A 15,921-nucleotide genomic window follows, 5' to 3' on the forward strand; every position below is an offset into this window, starting at 1 on the left:
TTCAATTATCCCCTTTGTCTAAAAAAATAAAACACCTTTATCAATATCGATTTCTTTTTTCAATCCATTTAATTCGGAGTTGGTATATAACTCCTGGATGGCCTCATACGCTTCTTCACCGGATAAATGCCGAGGTTGGAACTTAGTTATTCTATTATTCGTATGGATTGGCCAAATTTCAGCACTTGTTAAACCACTTTCGTTAAAATGTAAAGTTGTTGGAAACCCATAGGTAAGGGGGGATCGACCAGGAGTATTGAAAATAAAGTTTCCAACACTAAAAAAAACGGGGACTCCATCCACCATACTCATTTTTTGATATTGGTGTGATCCATGACCGACGATAATATCAGCTCCGGCACTCACAATCATTTTCGCCTGTAATAATTGCTCTTCTGATACGGGTTGATAATTCTTTCCCCAATGGATGGACACGACAATAGTATTTATCCCTATTTTTCTTAAGGCACTGATATCGTTGTATACTGCTTTTTTAGACAAAGCAGCTATCCCACTATGAACATTAGACGCAAAGTGTTGATATTTCTCCTGATATCTTTTCCTGAAGCTCATGTAATTTAAAAGTGCGACTTTAATATTACCCTTTTTTATAATAAGTGCTTTTCTTGCTTCTTTTTTATTTCTTCCAGCACCAAGCGGGATCATTGAGTTTTTTTTCAAATACATAATGGTTTCCAATAAACCCTCATGTCCGTAATCAGTAGAATGATTATTTGCCAAAAAAAATATGTTGAAGGCCATTTGCTTAAATACATCAACCACTAGAGGGGACATGTTATATTTATAATCCTTTTCTGCATCAATTTTTTTCGCCATTTGGCTGATAGGTGCCTCAAGGTTAAGTGTCCGTACATCCGCTGATTTGTATATCTGATCAAGGTATTTAAAAGGATAATCATAACCATTACTGTCCAATAATTTTTGTGCTGCAGCACCTAACAAAGTATCTCCGCCAAAAAAAATACTCAGTTCCTTCGTAGGATCATCATAAACTTCGTATGTCATAGGTTTTATTATAGTCAATAGCTATCCCCTCTTAAAAAGTATTATATAGGCCACTTTTCTTAGCTTATGAGGAATAGCAACATATAGTTCCAAAATGAATTTAGGCTGGAGAATAAAAAAGACCCCCAACCAATATGGTTGAGAGCCTTTGAAGTGTTGAAGATTAACGTTTTGAGAACTGAGGAGCACGACGCGCACCTTTAAGACCGTATTTCTTACGCTCTTTCATACGTGGGTCACGTGTTAATAGTCCTGCACGCTTTAATGTTGGACGGAATTCAGGGTCAGCTTGAAGTAATGCGCGAGCAATACCGTGGCGGATTGCGCCAGCTTGACCAGTATAACCACCACCGCTTACGTTTACAAGAACATCGTAGCTGCCTTGTGTTTCAGTAGCTACTAATGGTTGGTTAACAACCATACGTAAAGCTGCAAATGGGATATACTCTTCGATGTCACGACCGTTAATTAGGATTTTACCTGTACCTGGAACTAAGCGCACACGTGCGACAGAGCTCTTACGACGACCAGTACCAATATATTGAACTTGTGCCAAGTTAATTCCCTCCCTCTTTATTAACCGCGAAGTTCGTAAACTTCAGGTTTTTGTGCTTGGTGCGGATGTTCGCTGCCAGCATATACGTGTAATTTTTTGAACGTTTGACGGCCAAGAGAATTCTTTGGAAGCATGCCTTTAACAGCAAGCTCGATCATTTTCTCAGCATAGTTTGTACGCATTTCAAGAGCAGTTCTAGTCTTTAAACCACCTGGGTGCATAGTGTGACGGTAGTAGATCTTGTCAGTTAACTTCTTACCAGTTAATTCAACTTTAGATGCGTTAAGAATGATAACATGATCACCAGTGTCAACATGTGGTGTAAAAGTTGGTTTATTTTTACCACGTAAGATTGCTGCTACTTCAGAAGCAAGACGTCCAAGAGTTTTGCCTTCAGCATCAATCACGTACCATTTACGCTCGATATTGTTGGCGTTAGCCATAAACGTTGTACGCATGAAATTCCCTCCTAAATTAAATCCATTAAAGATTATTTTTTCGCACCATCATAAGCCATTATCGTTCATTCTGTTCCGGGAATAAACGTTAACGCCATTGTGCGCCAATTTTAAGTTCATATATTTTCAATCACGATGAAGACTTTCCGGGGCTTAATCGTGGGATTAAAAACACAACCATATAATATAATAAGTTCTTTTGAGCTAAAAGTCAAGAAAATGTTACACTAGGATGAGTTGTTTACTTTTAAAATTTTAATAATATACTTTCCAAAGATATAACCCTTGTCCTGGTGCGGTTTTTCCAGCATAGCGACGATCCCTTTTATCAAGGATCTCCACTATTTCCTCTGGTTGACGCTTTCCAGAACCAACCTCAATTAAAGTTCCTACTAAAATTCTAACCATATTATATAGAAAACCATTCCCGACAAAACGAAAGCTAACACGCTTTTCATCCTGCAGGATCTCAATGGTTTCAATCGTTCGAACCTTATCTTCTACTTCCGTTCTTGCTGAACAAAAACTAGAAAAATCATGTGTCCCTAATAAATAGGCAGACGCCTCTCTCATGGCTTCAAGATTTAAAGGATAAGGGTAGTGAAAAGCATAATTTCTTTGGAATGGATCCCTTTTCGGTGATTGATTTAGATAATACCGGTATTCCTTTCCATTTGCATCGAACCGAGCATGAAAGGCAGGATCAGCCTCTTCAACACTTAGAACAGAAATATCCTCTGGCAGCATAGAATTTAATGCTAGCTCCCACTTTTCCAAAGGAAGGGATAACGGCGAATCAAAATGAACCACCTGGCCCTTTGCGTGAACCCCTGCATCCGTTCTTCCGGAGGCAGAAATTTTCACAGGGCTGCCCTTATGCATTTTGGTTAATACAGCTTCTATTACACTTTGAACGGTCCGCTTCTTTGGCTGAACCTGATATCCTGAGAAACCAGAACCATCGTAAGCAATAATGCATTTATAACGATTCATTATTTAACTCCATTATGAACGTAATAGGATTAGTAATATAGTCAATATAACAAGAATCAATAGCTGCAGGGTGTCAGAGAGACTCCAGTTTAATAGACGATATTTTGTCCTGCCCTCACCGCCACGGTACCCTCTCGCTTCCATTGCAATAGCAAGCTCCTCAGCACGTTTAAAAGAACTAACGAAAAGGGGGATAAGTAATGGAATGACAGCTTTGATTCTCTCCTTAATAGGCCCGCTTGAAAACTCGACCCCTCGCGCAATCTGAGCCTTCATAATCTTATCCGTTTCCTGCATGAGTGTCGGAATAAAACGTAAAGAAATCGACATCATTAAAGCCATTTCATGTACAGGGAACCGGACCTTTTTTAAAGGATGTAAAAGTGTTTCTAGACCATCAGTTATTTCAATTGGTGTCGTGGTTAAGGTGAGCAGACTGGTCATTAATATTAAGAAAAAGAATCTCATTGAAATAAAAATACCCTGTCTTACTCCTTCTTCATAAATCTTTATCGGCCCAAGCTCATATAATAGACTACCTTCTTTTGTGAAGAAGACCTGTAAGAGCAGCGTAAATAGTACTAACCAGAGAACAGGTTTTAAACCTGCGTACAGAAAGCGAATGGGTATTCGTGATAAACCAAGCATAAAAAAAGTATAAATACCAATAAGGACATAAGTAAATAAATTATTTGCAAGAAAGATAATACATACAAATAAGAATATAATAATTAACTTAGATCTAGGGTCTAGTCGATGTATTAAACTATCAGCGGGTACATATCTTCCAATAATCATTTTATCCATCATACTGGTGCACCTCTTAACAGTTCTGCAACCGCAGTTGATAGTTCATCGATTGATAGATAGGTTTTTTCTAACTTCAATCCTAACTTTTCTTCTAGACTTCGTTGAAAACGTACCACTTCAGGTACATCCAATCCCATTTCAACAAGCTCTGTAACCGAGGAGAAAATTTCGACAGGTGTCCCCTGCTTTACGACATGTCCTTGCTGCATGATAACAATTTGATCAGCATACCTCGCAGCATCCTCCATACTATGGGTTACAAGTATGGTAGACAAATTTCTCTTTTTATGAAGTGAATAAAACATATCCATGATTTCTTTACGCCCTCGCGGATCAAGACCAGCCGTTGGCTCATCCAGAACAAGACAGTCTGGTTCCATTGCCAGTACACCAGCAATCGCTACACGGCGCATTTGACCGCCTGATAAATCAAATGGAGACTTTTCTAATATTTCTTCAGCCAGTCCAACTTGCTTTAATGCAAGTCGTGCTCTCTCTTTTGCTTCTCTCTCTGAAACACCGAAATTCATCGGCCCAAATATAATATCCTTTTCGACGGTTTCCTCAAATAACTGATGCTCAGGAAATTGAAAAACAATCCCTACTTTTTGTCTAATCTGTCTTAAGTTCTTATTCTTTTGCTTTGCTTTGATTTCATGGCTGCCAATTGTTACAGTACCTTCTGTTGGCAATAGCAAGGCATTTAAATGCTGCAGCACAGTAGATTTTCCTGAACCAGTATGACCTATTAACGCCATGTATGTTCCTGTTGGGATGTTAATAGATACATCTTCAATAGCCAAACGTTCAAAAGGGGTGTTTGCTTGATAGCGATACTCTATATTTTGGAGCGAAATGTCCATAACTCATTCACCAACTCTTCTTCCGATAAATAGTGCACAGGTAAGTCAATTCCTTTTTGCCGGAATGCATTACTCATTTTAATTGAAAAAGGGATATCAAGTCCTAGATGAACCAATTCATCATCCATTGAGAATATGTCCTCTGGAGCTCCCTCGCGGTAAACTTCCCCTTGATTCATCACAATAATTCTGTCGGCTTTTGCTGCTTCTTCTAAATCATGAGTAATTGAAATGACAGTGAGTGACTTCTCATTCTTTAAAGTACGGACAGTCTCTAAAACTTCCTCTCTTCCTTTCGGGTCGAGCATAGAAGTTGCTTCGTCTAAAATGATAATAGATGGTCTCAATGCAAGAACACCAGCAATCGCTACTCGTTGCTTTTGTCCTCCAGAAAGATGGTGCGGCTCTTGATTAAGAAATTGATCCATTTGAACTTTTTTTAAGGAATCCTCTACCCTAAAGATCATATCATCCCTTGGGATTCCATGGTTTTCTAAACCAAAAGCCACATCATCCTGAACAGTCGTACCAACAAACTGATTATCAGGGTTCTGAAAAACCATCCCTAATTTCTTTCTTATGTCCCAAATGGAATCCTCATTTAACTTAATTCCACAAACTGTAATTTCACCCGATTGTGGAAATTGTAACCCATTTAAAAGCTTTGCCATCGTAGATTTACCTGAACCATTATGACCAACAATCGCTAACCATTCCCCTTCAACGATGTCAAAACTTACATTCTGAAGAGCGTAGCTGCCTTGATTTTCATATTGAAAAGACACATTTTTTAATGATACAACGGCCTCTCTCATATAAATCTTCTCCTCTCGTCTCATCTATGCGTACCATACTAAGCTAGGCTCGTAGAATACAAAAAAAGCCTGCACCTCACCCCTGAGCAGAATAACGAATATATTCTGCAGCATAAACGGGATTTCTAAAAAGAAATGGAGGAGGTGCATGAGCTAGACGAGACGTAAAAAAGAAAAATAAGTAATTTCATTCATCTTTCCAAGGAGAGAGAATCTCCCCACTATGCCCTATTGAATTAGGGTCACGCTCATCATAACACTCTTTTTGGCTTGGTTCGTACTTTATTAGATTTTATACAGCAAAAGGGCTCAAGAACAAGTTTGTAACTAAACTGTCCAGCGCCCTTGTTGTCTGCTTTCAGGTATTAAACTAACTCGATAATTACCATTGGTGCACCATCGCCGCGGCGTGGTCCAAGTTTCATAATACGAGTATATCCACCTTGGCGCTCTGAATAACGTGGAGCGATATCAGTGAAAAGTTTTTGTAGTGCATCTGTACCATTTTCAGCATCAGCAACTTCATTACGAACGTAAGAAGCAGCTTGACGGCGAGCATGTAAGTCACCACGTTTACCTAAAGTAATCATTTTCTCAACAGTACCACGAAGTTCCTTCGCGCGAGTTTCTGTTGTTTGAATGCGCTCATTGATAATTAAATCTGTAGTTAAATCACGTAGCATAGCTTTACGCTGTGCACTTGTGCGTCCTAACTTTCTGTATGCCATGAAGGGTTCCCTCCTTTGTTGAAGTCATTAAACGGATTAGTTATTGAGCAGGAATGCAGTTAATCAGTCATCCTTACGTAAGCCTAATCCAAGCTCTTCTAGTTTCGCCTTCACTTCTTCAAGTGATTTGCGGCCTAAGTTACGAACCTTCATCATATCTTCTTCAGTCTTATTAGCTAATTCCTGAACAGTGTTGATTCCAGCACGCTTTAAGCAATTATATGAACGAACTGATAAATCAAGTTCTTCGATCGTCATTTCAAGGACTTTTTCTTTCTGATCCTCTTCTTTTTCGATCATAATCTCAGCATTTTGTGCTTCGTCAGTTAAACCAACAAAGATATTTAAATGCTCGGTTAAAATTTTCGAACCAAGAGCTATAGCTTCCTTTGGCCCTGTGCTTCCATCTGTCCAAACATCAAGCGTTAGCTTATCATAGTTTGTCATTTGACCCACACGAGTATTTTCTATCTGATAGGACACACGAGAGACCGGTGTGAAAATAGAATCAATTGGAATAACACCAATTGGCTGGTCTTCACGCTTATTTTGCTCAGCAGGTGTATAACCACGGCCTCGCTTAGCAGTTAAACGCATGCGAAGATGACCACTTGAAGCCAATGTAGCAATATGAAGATCAGGATTTAAGATTTCAACATCACTATCATGAGTAATGTTTCCAGCTTTAACAGGACCTTCACCCTGAACATCAATCTCAAGAGTTTTCTCTTCATCAGAGTAGATTTTTAAAGCTAATTTTTTAATGTTTAATATGATGGATGTTACATCCTCTACGACGCCTTCAATTGTTGAGAACTCATGAAGTACCCCATCGACCTGAATCGATGTAACAGCGGCACCTGGGAGTGAAGATAATAGGATACGACGTAAGGAGTTACCCAAAGTGGTACCATATCCACGCTCAAGTGGCTCTACGACGAACTTCCCGTACTTGGCATCATCGTTGATCTCAACCGTTTCGATTTTTGGTTTTTCTATTTCGATCATCAAATAACCCTCCTTCAAAACGTCGAAACCTCGACTAGTAAATTATCTAATCGAAATTCCCCCATGTATACGTTCCCGTTTTGTGCACAACAACTGGAATAAATTTTCTGTATGAACTACAAAATTAGTATCATATCCCATTATAGACACAGGATATAAAATCTATACAGAAAAATTAAACACGGCGGCGTTTTGGTGGACGGCATCCGTTATGAGGTACAGGAGTAACGTCTTTAATTGCTGTTACTTCAAGACCTGCAGCTTGCAGCGCACGAATAGCAGCCTCACGACCTGCACCAGGGCCTTTAACTGTAACTTCAAGAGTTTTCATACCGTGTTCAATCGATGTCTTAGCTGCAGTTTCAGCTGCCATTTGAGCTGCGAATGGTGTAGATTTACGTGAACCTCTAAATCCAAGCGCACCAGCACTTGACCAAGAAATTGCATTACCATGAACATCAGTAATTGTTACGATTGTATTGTTAAATGTTGAACGGATATGCGCGATACCTTGTTCAATATTCTTTTTAACACGACGTTTACGTGTATTAGTTTTACGTGCCATTTAAATAACCTCCTTTGCCGATTACTTCTTCTTGTTCGCAACAGTCTTACGAGGACCTTTGCGTGTACGAGCGTTGTTTTTCGTGTTTTGTCCACGAACCGGTAAACCACGACGATGACGTAAACCGCGGTAGCAGCCAATCTCCATTAAACGCTTAATGTTAAGAGAAATTTCACGGCGAAGGTCACCTTCAACTTTTAATTTGTCGATGATATCACGGATTTTGTTTAGTTCGTCTTCAGTTAAATCACGCACTCGAGTATCTTCAGAAACACCTGCATCTGCTAATACTTTTTGTGCAGTATTTTTACCAATACCATAAATGTAAGTCAAAGAGATAACTACACGTTTTTCACGTGGAATATCTACACCAGCAATACGTGCCATAAATGAGCGCACCTCCTTCAAGATTAACCTTGTTTTTGTTTATGTTTAGGGTTTTCACAGATAACCATGACTTTACCGCGTCTACGGATAACTTTGCACTTTTCGCAGATCGGTTTAACAGATGGTCTTACTTTCATTATCCTAACCTCCTTAGTAATACGGAGTGCAAGCAATTATTTAAAGCGGTAAGTAATTCTTCCGCGTGTTAAGTCATATGGAGAAAGCTCGACAGTAACTTTGTCACCCGGAAGGATGCGAATGAAGTGCATTCGGATTTTACCAGAAACATGAGCTAGCACGGTATGACCATTTTCTAATTCTACCTTAAACATTGCATTTGGCAAAGTTTCAATCACTTTACCTTCAATTTCAATTACATCATCTTTGGCCATTAATTCGTCTCCCTTCTCATTTCAACTATTACATTCGAAAATGCAAAGCAAATACTTTTCTTTCGTACAAAACATTAGCAACCTTTTAATATTAACATAATGTTCTTCTTCTGTCCGCAAGTAAATTCTACATTAAATGGAATAACAATTTCCACATGTAAGTCTTGCCCAACTCTCGGTCCTACATACTCAGTACAATAGAAAAGCCATTTACATCCACATACTTTTGAAGTTTATTGAAGAGATGTTCGAGAGTCGACCTACGATTAAACTAATGGCCATTAACGTAAGTCCCTAAGCAATTGCTCGATATCAGCAAATACTTTATTAATGTCCTGCTGTCCATCAATTGTGCGAAGGTAACCTTTTGTTTCATAGAAAGTAAGCAATGGTTCTTGTTGTTTGATATTGACGTCCAATCGATTTTGAACCGTTTCAGCATTATCATCTGCACGTTGGTAGAGTTCTCCACCACATTTATCGCAAACACCCTCTTTTGTTGGAGGATTAAATACTAAATGATACGTTGATCCACATTCTTTACAAATACGACGGCCTGTCAAACGATCCATTAAAATACTTTTATCAACATTTATATTAATTACATAATCAATCTTTTTTTCTAAATCGGATAATAGACTTTCCAATGCTTCCGCTTGAGGTACCGTCCTAGGAAAGCCATCAAGTAAAAAGCCATTTTTACAGTCATCTTTACTTAACCGTTCACGAACAATGCCGATTGTTACTTCATCAGGAACAAGTGCGCCTTTGTCCATGAAAGACTTAGCTTCTAAACCTAGTTCTGTTCCTTCTTTCATCGCTGCACGGAACATATCTCCTGTAGAGATATGAGGGATGCCGTATTGTTCTACGATTTGTTCGGCTTGAGTACCTTTTCCGGCACCTGGAAGCCCCATTAATACTAAATTCACACGTGTTCCCCCTCGTGCTATTTATGGGTTTTAGGGAACGCAAGTCCCCAAAACCTTTTATTTAATAAAGCCTTTATAATGACGTTTAACTAGCTGCGCTTCAAGCTGTTTCATCGTATCAAGTGCAACACCGACAACGATTAAAAGACTTGTTCCACCAATTTGAGCCGATTGTGGCAAGTTACCAATTTCAATAAAGACAATAGGCAGTATTGAAATAACCGTTAGGAAGAGCGCGCCAACAAAGGTTAAACGGTATAATACGCGTGTTAAGTATTCTTGAGTACTTCTACCCGGTCTAATACCTGGAATATAGCCGCTTTGCTTTTGCAAGTTTTCAGCTGCTTGTTCAGGATTAACTTGAATAAAAGCATAAAAATACGTGAAAGCGATAATCAATGCAGCGTATAAAGTCATTCCAATAGGATGGGAATAATCAAATACCCTTGTAACCCAGAGAGTTACATCATTCGTTGGAAAGAATGATGCTATAGTTCTTGGTGTTACGATAAAGGATACTGCAAAGATAACAGGGATAACACCTGCTGCATTTACTTTTAACGGCATATGCGTAGATTGTTGTGCACCTGCGTTACGCCCGTTGATAGAACGTTGTTTTGCATATTGAATTGGTATTTTTCTTATCGCTTGCTGGATGAATACTGTACCAACAACAATTGAGATGACTGCTAAAACAATTAATAACACCGTAACAATACGAAGGAATAATTGCTCACCAGCATTTTCAAACTGCTGTACATAGATCTGATTAACGGTATTAGGAATACTTGCAACGATACCTGCGAAGATAATGATGGAAATACCATTTCCAACACCCTTTTCAGTAATTTGCTCACCTAACCACATTAAAAAGGCAGTACCAGCAGTTAACACAACTGCGATTAATAAGTAGGTACCAATTCCAGGGTTTTTGATCAATTGTCCGCTCGCCATACTATTAAAGCCATAAGACATACCTAAAGCTTGAATAAAGCCAAGAACAATTGTGAAATATCGTGTAAACTGAGCTAACTTTCGACGTCCAGCATCTCCCTGCTTTGACCATTCCGTAAATTTCGGAACTACATCCATCTGTAAAAGCTGAATAATAATGGAAGCAGTAATGTAAGGCATAATACCCATAGCAAGAATGGAGAAGTTTTGCAACGCTCCACCGCCAAAGGTATTTAAAATTCCGAATACACTTAATTTATCTTGTGCTGCCAAAATTTCAGCATTTACATTAGGAACAGGAATAAAACTGCCTAGTCGAAATACGATTAACATTAAAAGAGTAAAAACAATTTTTCTTCTAATTTCAGCCACGCGCATAAAATTGGAGATTGTCTGGAACATTAGATCACCTCAGTAGTTCCACCTACAGCTTCAATTGCTTCTTTGGCGGTAGAGGAGAATTTATGAGCTTTAACAGTAAGTTTTTTCTCTACGTTCCCTTTTGCAAGAATCTTAATTCCTGCTTTTTCGTTCTTAACAACACCAGTTTCAATTAGAAGTTCTGGAGTAACTTCTGTACCCTCTTCAAACTGATTAAGAACATCAAGATTTACAATTGCAAATTCTTTACGGTTGATATTAGTAAAACCACGTTTTGGTAAACGACGGAACAATGGTGTTTGACCACCCTCGAATCCAAGACGGACACCGCCGCCGGAACGAGCATTTTGACCTTTATGACCTTTACCAGCAGTCTTACCTTGACCAGAACCGATACCGCGTCCTAAACGTTTACGTTCTTTACGGGAACCCTCAGCAGGCTTTAGTTCATGAAGTTTCATATTGGCACCTCCTTATGAAAGAAAACAATCTATTATTGTTCTTTTACTGTTACAAGGTGAGCAACTTTTGTAATCATACCGCGAATTGCAGCATTATCTTGGTGCTCAACTGTTTGATTTAATTTACGTAAACCTAGAGCAGTAACTGTTGCGCGTTGGTCTTCAGGACGACCAATTACGCTGCGGTTGAGGGTAATTAATAGTTTGTTTGCCATTTGATTTCCCTCCTTATCCTAGCAGTTCTTCTACTGATTTACCACGTAACTTAGCTACGTCTTCAGCACGTTTTAATTGTTTTAGACCATCAATCGTTGCACGTACCATGTTAATTGGAGTGTTAGTTCCTAATGATTTAGAAAGGATATCTCCTACCCCGCCTAATTCAAGAACAGCACGGACTGGTCCGCCAGCGATAACTCCTGTACCTTCAGAAGCAGGCTTTAGAAGAATTTCACCAGCACCAAAACGTCCAATAACTTGGTGAGGAACAGTAGTTCCAACCATTGGCACTTCGATTAAGTTCTTCTTAGCATCTTCGATTGCTTTACGAATCGCATCTGGTACTTCTTGAGCTTTACCAGTACCGAAACCAACATGACCGTTTTTATCTCCAACTACCACTAGAGCAGTGAAGCGAAAACGACGACCACCCTTAACAACTTTCGCTACACGGTTAACCGTAACAACGCGTTCTTCTAGTTCAAGTTTGTTTGGATCAATACGACGTATCATTTATGTGTCCCTCCTTTGTCTATTAAAATTGTAAGCCGTTTTCACGGGCTGCATCAGCTAGCGCTTGGATACGGCCATGGTAAAGGTACCCTCCACGGTCAAAGACAACAGCAGTGATACCTTTTTCTACCGCACGTTTAGCGACTAATTCTCCGACTAACTTAGCTGCATCAACATTGCTTGTAGATTCAAGGTTTAGATCCTTTTCCATAGTAGAAGCACTTGCTAATGTAACTCCACTCATGTCATCGATTAATTGAGCATATAGATGCTTGTTAGAACGAAACACATTTAAACGTGGACGAGCTGCAGTACCGCTAAGTTTCGCACGAACACGAGCATGTCTCTTCTTGCGACTAGCATTTTTGTCAAGCTTCGTAATCATTTACGTCACTCCTTTCGTTTACCTATGCGGCATTACTTACCTGTTTTACCTTCTTTACGACGAACAAATTCACCTTCGTAACGAATTCCTTTACCTTTATAAGGCTCTGGAGGACGTACTTGACGAATATTGGCAGCTAATGCGCCAACACGTTCTTTATCAGTACCTTTAATCGTAATCTTTGTATTAGCAGGTACTTCTACTTCAAGACCACTTTCAGGTTCAATCTCAACTGGGTGAGAATATCCAACGTTTAATACAAGCTTGTTACCTTGCTTTTGGGCACGGTAACCAACCCCGATTAATTCTAACCTTCTTTCGAAGCCCTTAGAAACACCTTCGACCATGTTCGCGATTAACGCACGAGTAGTTCCGTGCAATGCGCGGTGTTCTTTCACATCAGATGGACGAGCGATCGTAACTAGGTTTTCTTCGATTTTAATTTCGATATCTGGATTAAAAGAGCGAGTAAGTTCGCCTTTTGGTCCTTTAACAGTAACGGTACTATTGTTTAAAGTAACCGTAACTCCTGCAGGGATTTCAATAGGTTTTTTTCCTACGCGAGACATTAAGTGCACCTCCATTCATTCAGAAACCTCTATTACCAAACGTAAGCTAATACTTCTCCGCCGACTTGTTTAGAACGAGCCTCTTTATCAGTTATAACACCATTTGAAGTTGATACTAGTGCGATACCAAGACCATTAAGGACACGTGGTACCTCAGTAGATTTTGCATAAACTCTAAGTCCAGGCTTGCTTATGCGCTTAAGACCAGTAATAACACGTTCGTTATTTGACCCGTACTTTAAGAAGATACGGATGATACCTTGTTTATTGTCTTCAATAAATTCGACGTCACGAACGAAACCTTCGCGCTTTAAGATTTCAGCGATTTCTTTTTTAATATTAGAAGCAGGCACTTCTAACTTTTCGTGACGCACCATGTTCGCATTACGAATGCGAGTAAGCATATCAGCAATTGGATCTGTCATGACCATTATTTTTACCTCCTTCCCAGACTTGGGTTTTACCAGCTAGCTTTTTTGACACCAGGAATTTGTCCTTTGTATGCTAATTCACGGAAACAAATACGGCAAAGCTTAAATTTACGGTATACAGAGTGTGGACGGCCGCAACGTTCACAGCGTGTGTACTCTTGAACCGGGTATTTAGGCGTGCGTTTTTGTTTCGCAATCATTGACTTTTTAGCCACGTTTTCGCCTCCCTTATTTAGCGATTACTTTTGGAATGGCATTCCAAATTGTGTTAACAGTTCACGTGCTTCTTCATCAGTGTTAGCAGTCGTTACGATAACAATATCCATACCACGAACTTTGCTAACCTTATCGTAATCAATTTCAGGGAAGATTAATTGTTCTTTAACACCCAAAGTATAATTACCGCGACCATCGAATGATTTCTTAGAAACACCACGGAAGTCACGAACACGAGGTAAAGAAACAGAAACTAATTTATCCAAGAATTGATACATGCGCTCACCGCGAAGTGTAACTTTTGCACCGATTGGCATACCTTCACGAAGACGGAAGCCAGCGATTGATTTCTTAGCACGAGTTACTACAGGCTTTTGTCCTGTAATAGTTGCTAGTTCTTCAACAGCATTATCTAAAGCTTTAGCATTTGCTACTGCATCACCAACACCCATGTTAATAACAATCTTATCAAGTTGAGGAACTTGCATTACTGATTTATAGTTGAACTTGCTCATAAGAGCAGGAGTAACTTCTTTTACAAACTTTTCTTTTAGGCGGTTCACTTATTGTACCTCCCTTCTAAATTTTAAACTATTTATCTAATACTTCACCGGATTTTGCTACGCGTACCTTTTTGCCATCAACCGTTGTGTAACCTACACGAGTTGGGTTACCAGACTTAGGATCGATAGGCATAACGTTTGATACATGAATTGGTGCCTCAAAGCTCATAATTCCGCCTTGTGGATTCACTTGAGAAGGTTTAGAGTGTTTTTTAACAATGTTTACACCTTCTACTAGTACACGGCTATCTTTAGGATAGGCTGCTAGGATTACTCCTGTTTTGCCCTTATCCTTACCGGAGATAACTCTTACTTTGTCACCTTTTTTAACATGCATTCGTAAGCACCTCCTTAAAGGCAATTGAATTTAAATTATAGTACTTCTGGAGCCAAGGATACGATTTTCATAAAGTTGTTATCGCGAAGTTCGCGGGCAACTGGTCCGAAGATACGAGTTCCACGTGGGCTCTTATCATCCTTGATAATTACACATGCGTTTTCATCAAAACGAATGTATGATCCATCAGGTCGACGAGCACCGCTTTTTGTACGAACGATTACGGCCTTAACAACGTCACCCTTTTTAACAACGCCACCAGGTGTTGCTTGTTTCACTGTACATACGATAACATCACCGATACCCGCAGTTTTACGGCCAGAACCACCAAGAACTTTAATGGTAAGTACCTCACGAGCACCTGAGTTATCAGCAACTTTTAAACGTGATTCTTGTTGAATCATGTGTGTAACCTCCCTTCGGAATGATGCTTATATCCGAACAATTAAATAATAACTGCTTTTTCTGTAACTTCAACTAAACGGAAACGCTTAGTAGCTGAAAGCGGACGAGTTTCCATGATACGTACGATATCGCCGATTTTTGCTTCATTTTGCTCATCATGAGCTTTAAACTTTTTAGAGTACTTAACGCGTTTACCGTAAAGAGGATGCTTTTTGTAAGTTTCGACTAAAACAGTAATAGTTTTATCCATTTTGTCAGAAACAACGCGTCCAGTGTAAACTTTGCGTTGGTTACGTTCACTCATTATGTGAACCTCCTCTCTGAGTGTTTACTTGTTAACGCTGATTTCTCTCTCACGAATCACAGTTTTCATACGAGCAATCGCTTTGCGTACTTCACGAATGCGAGCTGTATTTTCAAGTTGACCTGTCGCTAATTGGAAGCGAAGGTTGAAAAGCTCTTCTTTTAAAGATTTAACTTTTTGTTCAATTTCGGCAGTGGTAAGGTCTTTAATTTCATTAGCTCTCATTTGATTCACCACCAATTTCTTCACGTTTTACAAACTTACATTTAACTGGAAGTTTGTGCATAGCAAGACGTAGTGCCTCACGTGCTACTTCTTCAGAAACACCAGCGATTTCAAACATTACTTTACCTGGTTTAACGACAGCTACCCAGCCTTCAGGCGCCCCTTTACCAGAACCCATCCGCACCTCAAGAGGTTTTGCAGTATAAGGCTTATGTGGGAAGATTTTAATCCAAACTTTACCGCCACGTTTCATGTAACGAGTCATTGCAATACGGGCAGCTTCGATTTGGCGGTTTGTGATCCATGAAGCTTCAGTTGCTTGTAGGCCGAACTCACCGAATGTTACTTCAGTGCCACCTTTTGCGTTACCACGCATTTTTCCACGGTGTTGACGGCGATATTTAACGCGTTTTGGCAATAACATA

General features: G+C 39.5%; 28 protein-coding genes. All 28 read right to left on the minus strand.

Annotated elements, in window-relative coordinates:
• Window positions 1-18: 18 nt before the first annotated feature.
• Window positions 19-1,044, minus strand: a complete 1,026-nt coding sequence (locus ACY3XC_RS25930; RefSeq protein ID WP_464871158.1) for a CapA family protein — start codon at window positions 1,042-1,044, stop codon at window positions 19-21.
• 145 nt (window positions 1,045-1,189) lie between these two features.
• On the minus strand, window positions 1,190-1,582 hold the full coding sequence (rpsI, locus tag ACY3XC_RS25935; protein ID WP_179161243.1) for a 30S ribosomal protein S9: 393 nt from the start codon (window positions 1,580-1,582) through the stop codon (window positions 1,190-1,192).
• A gap of 20 nt (window positions 1,583-1,602) precedes the next feature.
• Window positions 1,603-2,040, minus strand: a complete 438-nt coding sequence (rplM, locus tag ACY3XC_RS25940) for a 50S ribosomal protein L13 (protein ID WP_179161244.1) — start codon at window positions 2,038-2,040, stop codon at window positions 1,603-1,605.
• A 255-nt stretch (window positions 2,041-2,295) separates the two neighbouring features.
• Window positions 2,296-3,033, minus strand: a complete 738-nt coding sequence (gene truA, locus ACY3XC_RS25945; protein WP_464871159.1) for a tRNA pseudouridine(38-40) synthase TruA — start codon at window positions 3,031-3,033, stop codon at window positions 2,296-2,298.
• Between the two features lie 12 nt (window positions 3,034-3,045).
• A complete protein-coding gene (locus ACY3XC_RS25950) occupies window positions 3,046-3,843 on the minus strand; it encodes an energy-coupling factor transporter transmembrane component T family protein (protein ID WP_179161246.1) in 798 nt (265 codons plus the stop codon).
• Window positions 3,840-4,706, minus strand: coding sequence for an energy-coupling factor ABC transporter ATP-binding protein (locus ACY3XC_RS25955; protein ID WP_179161247.1), 867 nt, complete (start codon window positions 4,704-4,706; stop codon window positions 3,840-3,842). Before ACY3XC_RS25955 ends, ACY3XC_RS25950 begins: the two co-directional genes overlap by 4 nt.
• Window positions 4,682-5,521, minus strand: a complete 840-nt coding sequence (locus ACY3XC_RS25960; protein ID WP_179161248.1) for an energy-coupling factor ABC transporter ATP-binding protein — start codon at window positions 5,519-5,521, stop codon at window positions 4,682-4,684. The genes ACY3XC_RS25955 and ACY3XC_RS25960 overlap by 25 nt, the downstream gene beginning before the upstream one ends.
• Before the next feature lie 365 nt (window positions 5,522-5,886).
• A complete protein-coding gene (gene rplQ, locus ACY3XC_RS25965) occupies window positions 5,887-6,249 on the minus strand; it encodes a 50S ribosomal protein L17 (RefSeq protein WP_179161249.1) in 363 nt (120 codons plus the stop codon).
• 63 nt (window positions 6,250-6,312) lie between these two features.
• A complete protein-coding gene (locus ACY3XC_RS25970) occupies window positions 6,313-7,257 on the minus strand; it encodes a DNA-directed RNA polymerase subunit alpha (protein ID WP_045516506.1) in 945 nt (314 codons plus the stop codon).
• A gap of 175 nt (window positions 7,258-7,432) precedes the next feature.
• Window positions 7,433-7,822, minus strand: a complete 390-nt coding sequence (rpsK, locus tag ACY3XC_RS25975; RefSeq protein WP_066072366.1) for a 30S ribosomal protein S11 — start codon at window positions 7,820-7,822, stop codon at window positions 7,433-7,435.
• Window positions 7,823-7,843: 21 nt separating this feature from the next.
• Window positions 7,844-8,209 carry a 30S ribosomal protein S13 gene (gene rpsM / locus ACY3XC_RS25980; RefSeq protein WP_090767670.1) on the minus strand — a complete coding sequence of 122 codons (366 nt, stop codon included), beginning with the start codon at window positions 8,207-8,209 and terminating at the stop codon, window positions 7,844-7,846.
• 23 nt (window positions 8,210-8,232) lie between these two features.
• Window positions 8,233-8,346, minus strand: a complete 114-nt coding sequence (gene rpmJ / locus ACY3XC_RS25985) for a 50S ribosomal protein L36 (protein WP_000868344.1) — start codon at window positions 8,344-8,346, stop codon at window positions 8,233-8,235.
• 36 nt (window positions 8,347-8,382) lie between these two features.
• A complete protein-coding gene (gene infA / locus ACY3XC_RS25990; RefSeq protein WP_007085268.1) occupies window positions 8,383-8,601 on the minus strand; it encodes a translation initiation factor IF-1 in 219 nt (72 codons plus the stop codon).
• 281 nt (window positions 8,602-8,882) lie between these two features.
• The gene (locus tag ACY3XC_RS25995) at window positions 8,883-9,533 is read right to left on the minus strand and encodes an adenylate kinase (protein WP_464871160.1); all 651 of its coding nucleotides are present in this window, start codon (window positions 9,531-9,533) and stop codon (window positions 8,883-8,885) included.
• Window positions 9,534-9,590: 57 nt separating this feature from the next.
• On the minus strand, window positions 9,591-10,889 hold the full coding sequence (gene secY / locus ACY3XC_RS26000; protein WP_464871161.1) for a preprotein translocase subunit SecY: 1,299 nt from the start codon (window positions 10,887-10,889) through the stop codon (window positions 9,591-9,593).
• Window positions 10,889-11,329 (minus strand): 50S ribosomal protein L15, encoded by a 441-nt coding sequence (rplO, locus tag ACY3XC_RS26005; RefSeq protein WP_179161253.1) that lies wholly within the window; start codon window positions 11,327-11,329, stop codon window positions 10,889-10,891. Before rplO ends, secY begins: the two co-directional genes overlap by 1 nt.
• A 32-nt stretch (window positions 11,330-11,361) precedes the next feature.
• Window positions 11,362-11,544, minus strand: coding sequence for a 50S ribosomal protein L30 (gene rpmD, locus ACY3XC_RS26010; RefSeq protein ID WP_034676120.1), 183 nt, complete (start codon window positions 11,542-11,544; stop codon window positions 11,362-11,364).
• 13 nt (window positions 11,545-11,557) lie between these two features.
• Complete coding sequence (rpsE, locus tag ACY3XC_RS26015) at window positions 11,558-12,058, minus strand: 30S ribosomal protein S5 (protein WP_082799596.1); 501 nt, start codon at window positions 12,056-12,058, stop codon at window positions 11,558-11,560.
• Between the two features lie 25 nt (window positions 12,059-12,083).
• Window positions 12,084-12,446, minus strand: coding sequence for a 50S ribosomal protein L18 (gene rplR, locus ACY3XC_RS26020; protein ID WP_095250615.1), 363 nt, complete (start codon window positions 12,444-12,446; stop codon window positions 12,084-12,086).
• A gap of 32 nt (window positions 12,447-12,478) precedes the next feature.
• Window positions 12,479-13,015 carry a 50S ribosomal protein L6 gene (rplF, locus tag ACY3XC_RS26025; RefSeq protein WP_464871162.1) on the minus strand — a complete coding sequence of 179 codons (537 nt, stop codon included), beginning with the start codon at window positions 13,013-13,015 and terminating at the stop codon, window positions 12,479-12,481.
• 32 nt (window positions 13,016-13,047) lie between these two features.
• Window positions 13,048-13,446, minus strand: coding sequence for a 30S ribosomal protein S8 (rpsH, locus tag ACY3XC_RS26030; protein ID WP_179161255.1), 399 nt, complete (start codon window positions 13,444-13,446; stop codon window positions 13,048-13,050).
• A gap of 29 nt (window positions 13,447-13,475) precedes the next feature.
• Window positions 13,476-13,661, minus strand: a complete 186-nt coding sequence (locus ACY3XC_RS26035) for a type Z 30S ribosomal protein S14 (protein WP_009791316.1) — start codon at window positions 13,659-13,661, stop codon at window positions 13,476-13,478.
• A gap of 24 nt (window positions 13,662-13,685) precedes the next feature.
• The gene (gene rplE, locus ACY3XC_RS26040) at window positions 13,686-14,225 is read right to left on the minus strand and encodes a 50S ribosomal protein L5 (protein ID WP_034676105.1); all 540 of its coding nucleotides are present in this window, start codon (window positions 14,223-14,225) and stop codon (window positions 13,686-13,688) included.
• A 28-nt stretch (window positions 14,226-14,253) separates the two neighbouring features.
• A complete protein-coding gene (gene rplX, locus ACY3XC_RS26045; RefSeq protein ID WP_179161257.1) occupies window positions 14,254-14,562 on the minus strand; it encodes a 50S ribosomal protein L24 in 309 nt (102 codons plus the stop codon).
• A 35-nt stretch (window positions 14,563-14,597) separates the two neighbouring features.
• On the minus strand, window positions 14,598-14,966 hold the full coding sequence (gene rplN, locus ACY3XC_RS26050) for a 50S ribosomal protein L14 (protein ID WP_034676100.1): 369 nt from the start codon (window positions 14,964-14,966) through the stop codon (window positions 14,598-14,600).
• Between the two features lie 41 nt (window positions 14,967-15,007).
• A complete protein-coding gene (gene rpsQ, locus ACY3XC_RS26055) occupies window positions 15,008-15,271 on the minus strand; it encodes a 30S ribosomal protein S17 (protein ID WP_034676097.1) in 264 nt (87 codons plus the stop codon).
• 24 nt (window positions 15,272-15,295) lie between these two features.
• Complete coding sequence (rpmC, locus tag ACY3XC_RS26060) at window positions 15,296-15,496, minus strand: 50S ribosomal protein L29 (protein WP_034676094.1); 201 nt, start codon at window positions 15,494-15,496, stop codon at window positions 15,296-15,298.
• Complete coding sequence (gene rplP, locus ACY3XC_RS26065; RefSeq protein WP_034676090.1) at window positions 15,486-15,920, minus strand: 50S ribosomal protein L16; 435 nt, start codon at window positions 15,918-15,920, stop codon at window positions 15,486-15,488. Before rplP ends, rpmC begins: the two co-directional genes overlap by 11 nt.
• Window position 15,921: the final 1 nt, after the last annotated feature.

This window comes from Bacillus sp. CZDM1, from assembly GCF_055502545.1.

Excerpts from the sequence above, each read along its gene's own strand:
- rplM (WP_179161244.1), bottom strand. The coding sequence starts at position 2,040 with ATGCGTACAACGTTTATGGCTAACGCCAACAATATCGAGCGTAAATGG.
- truA (WP_464871159.1), bottom strand. The coding sequence starts at position 3,033 with ATGAATCGTTATAAATGCATTATTGCTTACGATGGTTCTGGTTTCTCA.
- ACY3XC_RS25950 (WP_179161246.1), bottom strand. The coding sequence starts at position 3,843 with ATGATGGATAAAATGATTATTGGAAGATATGTACCCGCTGATAGTTTA.
- ACY3XC_RS25955 (WP_179161247.1), bottom strand. The coding sequence starts at position 4,706 with ATGGACATTTCGCTCCAAAATATAGAGTATCGCTATCAAGCAAACACC.
- ACY3XC_RS25960 (WP_179161248.1), bottom strand. The coding sequence starts at position 5,521 with ATGAGAGAGGCCGTTGTATCATTAAAAAATGTGTCTTTTCAATATGAA.
- rplQ (WP_179161249.1), bottom strand. The coding sequence starts at position 6,249 with ATGGCATACAGAAAGTTAGGACGCACAAGTGCACAGCGTAAAGCTATG.
- ACY3XC_RS25970 (WP_045516506.1), bottom strand. The coding sequence starts at position 7,257 with ATGATCGAAATAGAAAAACCAAAAATCGAAACGGTTGAGATCAACGAT.
- rpsK (WP_066072366.1), bottom strand. The coding sequence starts at position 7,822 with ATGGCACGTAAAACTAATACACGTAAACGTCGTGTTAAAAAGAATATT.
- rpsM (WP_090767670.1), bottom strand. The coding sequence starts at position 8,209 with ATGGCACGTATTGCTGGTGTAGATATTCCACGTGAAAAACGTGTAGTT.
- rpmJ (WP_000868344.1), bottom strand. The coding sequence starts at position 8,346 with ATGAAAGTAAGACCATCTGTTAAACCGATCTGCGAAAAGTGCAAAGTT.
- infA (WP_007085268.1), bottom strand. The coding sequence starts at position 8,601 with ATGGCCAAAGATGATGTAATTGAAATTGAAGGTAAAGTGATTGAAACT.
- secY (WP_464871161.1), bottom strand. The coding sequence starts at position 10,889 with ATGTTCCAGACAATCTCCAATTTTATGCGCGTGGCTGAAATTAGAAGA.
- rplO (WP_179161253.1), bottom strand. The coding sequence starts at position 11,329 with ATGAAACTTCATGAACTAAAGCCTGCTGAGGGTTCCCGTAAAGAACGT.
- rpmD (WP_034676120.1), bottom strand. The coding sequence starts at position 11,544 with ATGGCAAACAAACTATTAATTACCCTCAACCGCAGCGTAATTGGTCGT.
- rplR (WP_095250615.1), bottom strand. The coding sequence starts at position 12,446 with ATGATTACGAAGCTTGACAAAAATGCTAGTCGCAAGAAGAGACATGCT.
- rplF (WP_464871162.1), bottom strand. The coding sequence starts at position 13,015 with ATGTCTCGCGTAGGAAAAAAACCTATTGAAATCCCTGCAGGAGTTACG.
- rpsH (WP_179161255.1), bottom strand. The coding sequence starts at position 13,446 with ATGGTCATGACAGATCCAATTGCTGATATGCTTACTCGCATTCGTAAT.
- rplX (WP_179161257.1), bottom strand. The coding sequence starts at position 14,562 with ATGCATGTTAAAAAAGGTGACAAAGTAAGAGTTATCTCCGGTAAGGAT.
- rplN (WP_034676100.1), bottom strand. The coding sequence starts at position 14,966 with ATGATTCAACAAGAATCACGTTTAAAAGTTGCTGATAACTCAGGTGCT.
- rpsQ (WP_034676097.1), bottom strand. The coding sequence starts at position 15,271 with ATGAGTGAACGTAACCAACGCAAAGTTTACACTGGACGCGTTGTTTCT.
- rpmC (WP_034676094.1), bottom strand. The coding sequence starts at position 15,496 with ATGAGAGCTAATGAAATTAAAGACCTTACCACTGCCGAAATTGAACAA.
- rplP (WP_034676090.1), bottom strand. The coding sequence starts at position 15,920 with ATGTTATTGCCAAAACGCGTTAAATATCGCCGTCAACACCGTGGAAAA.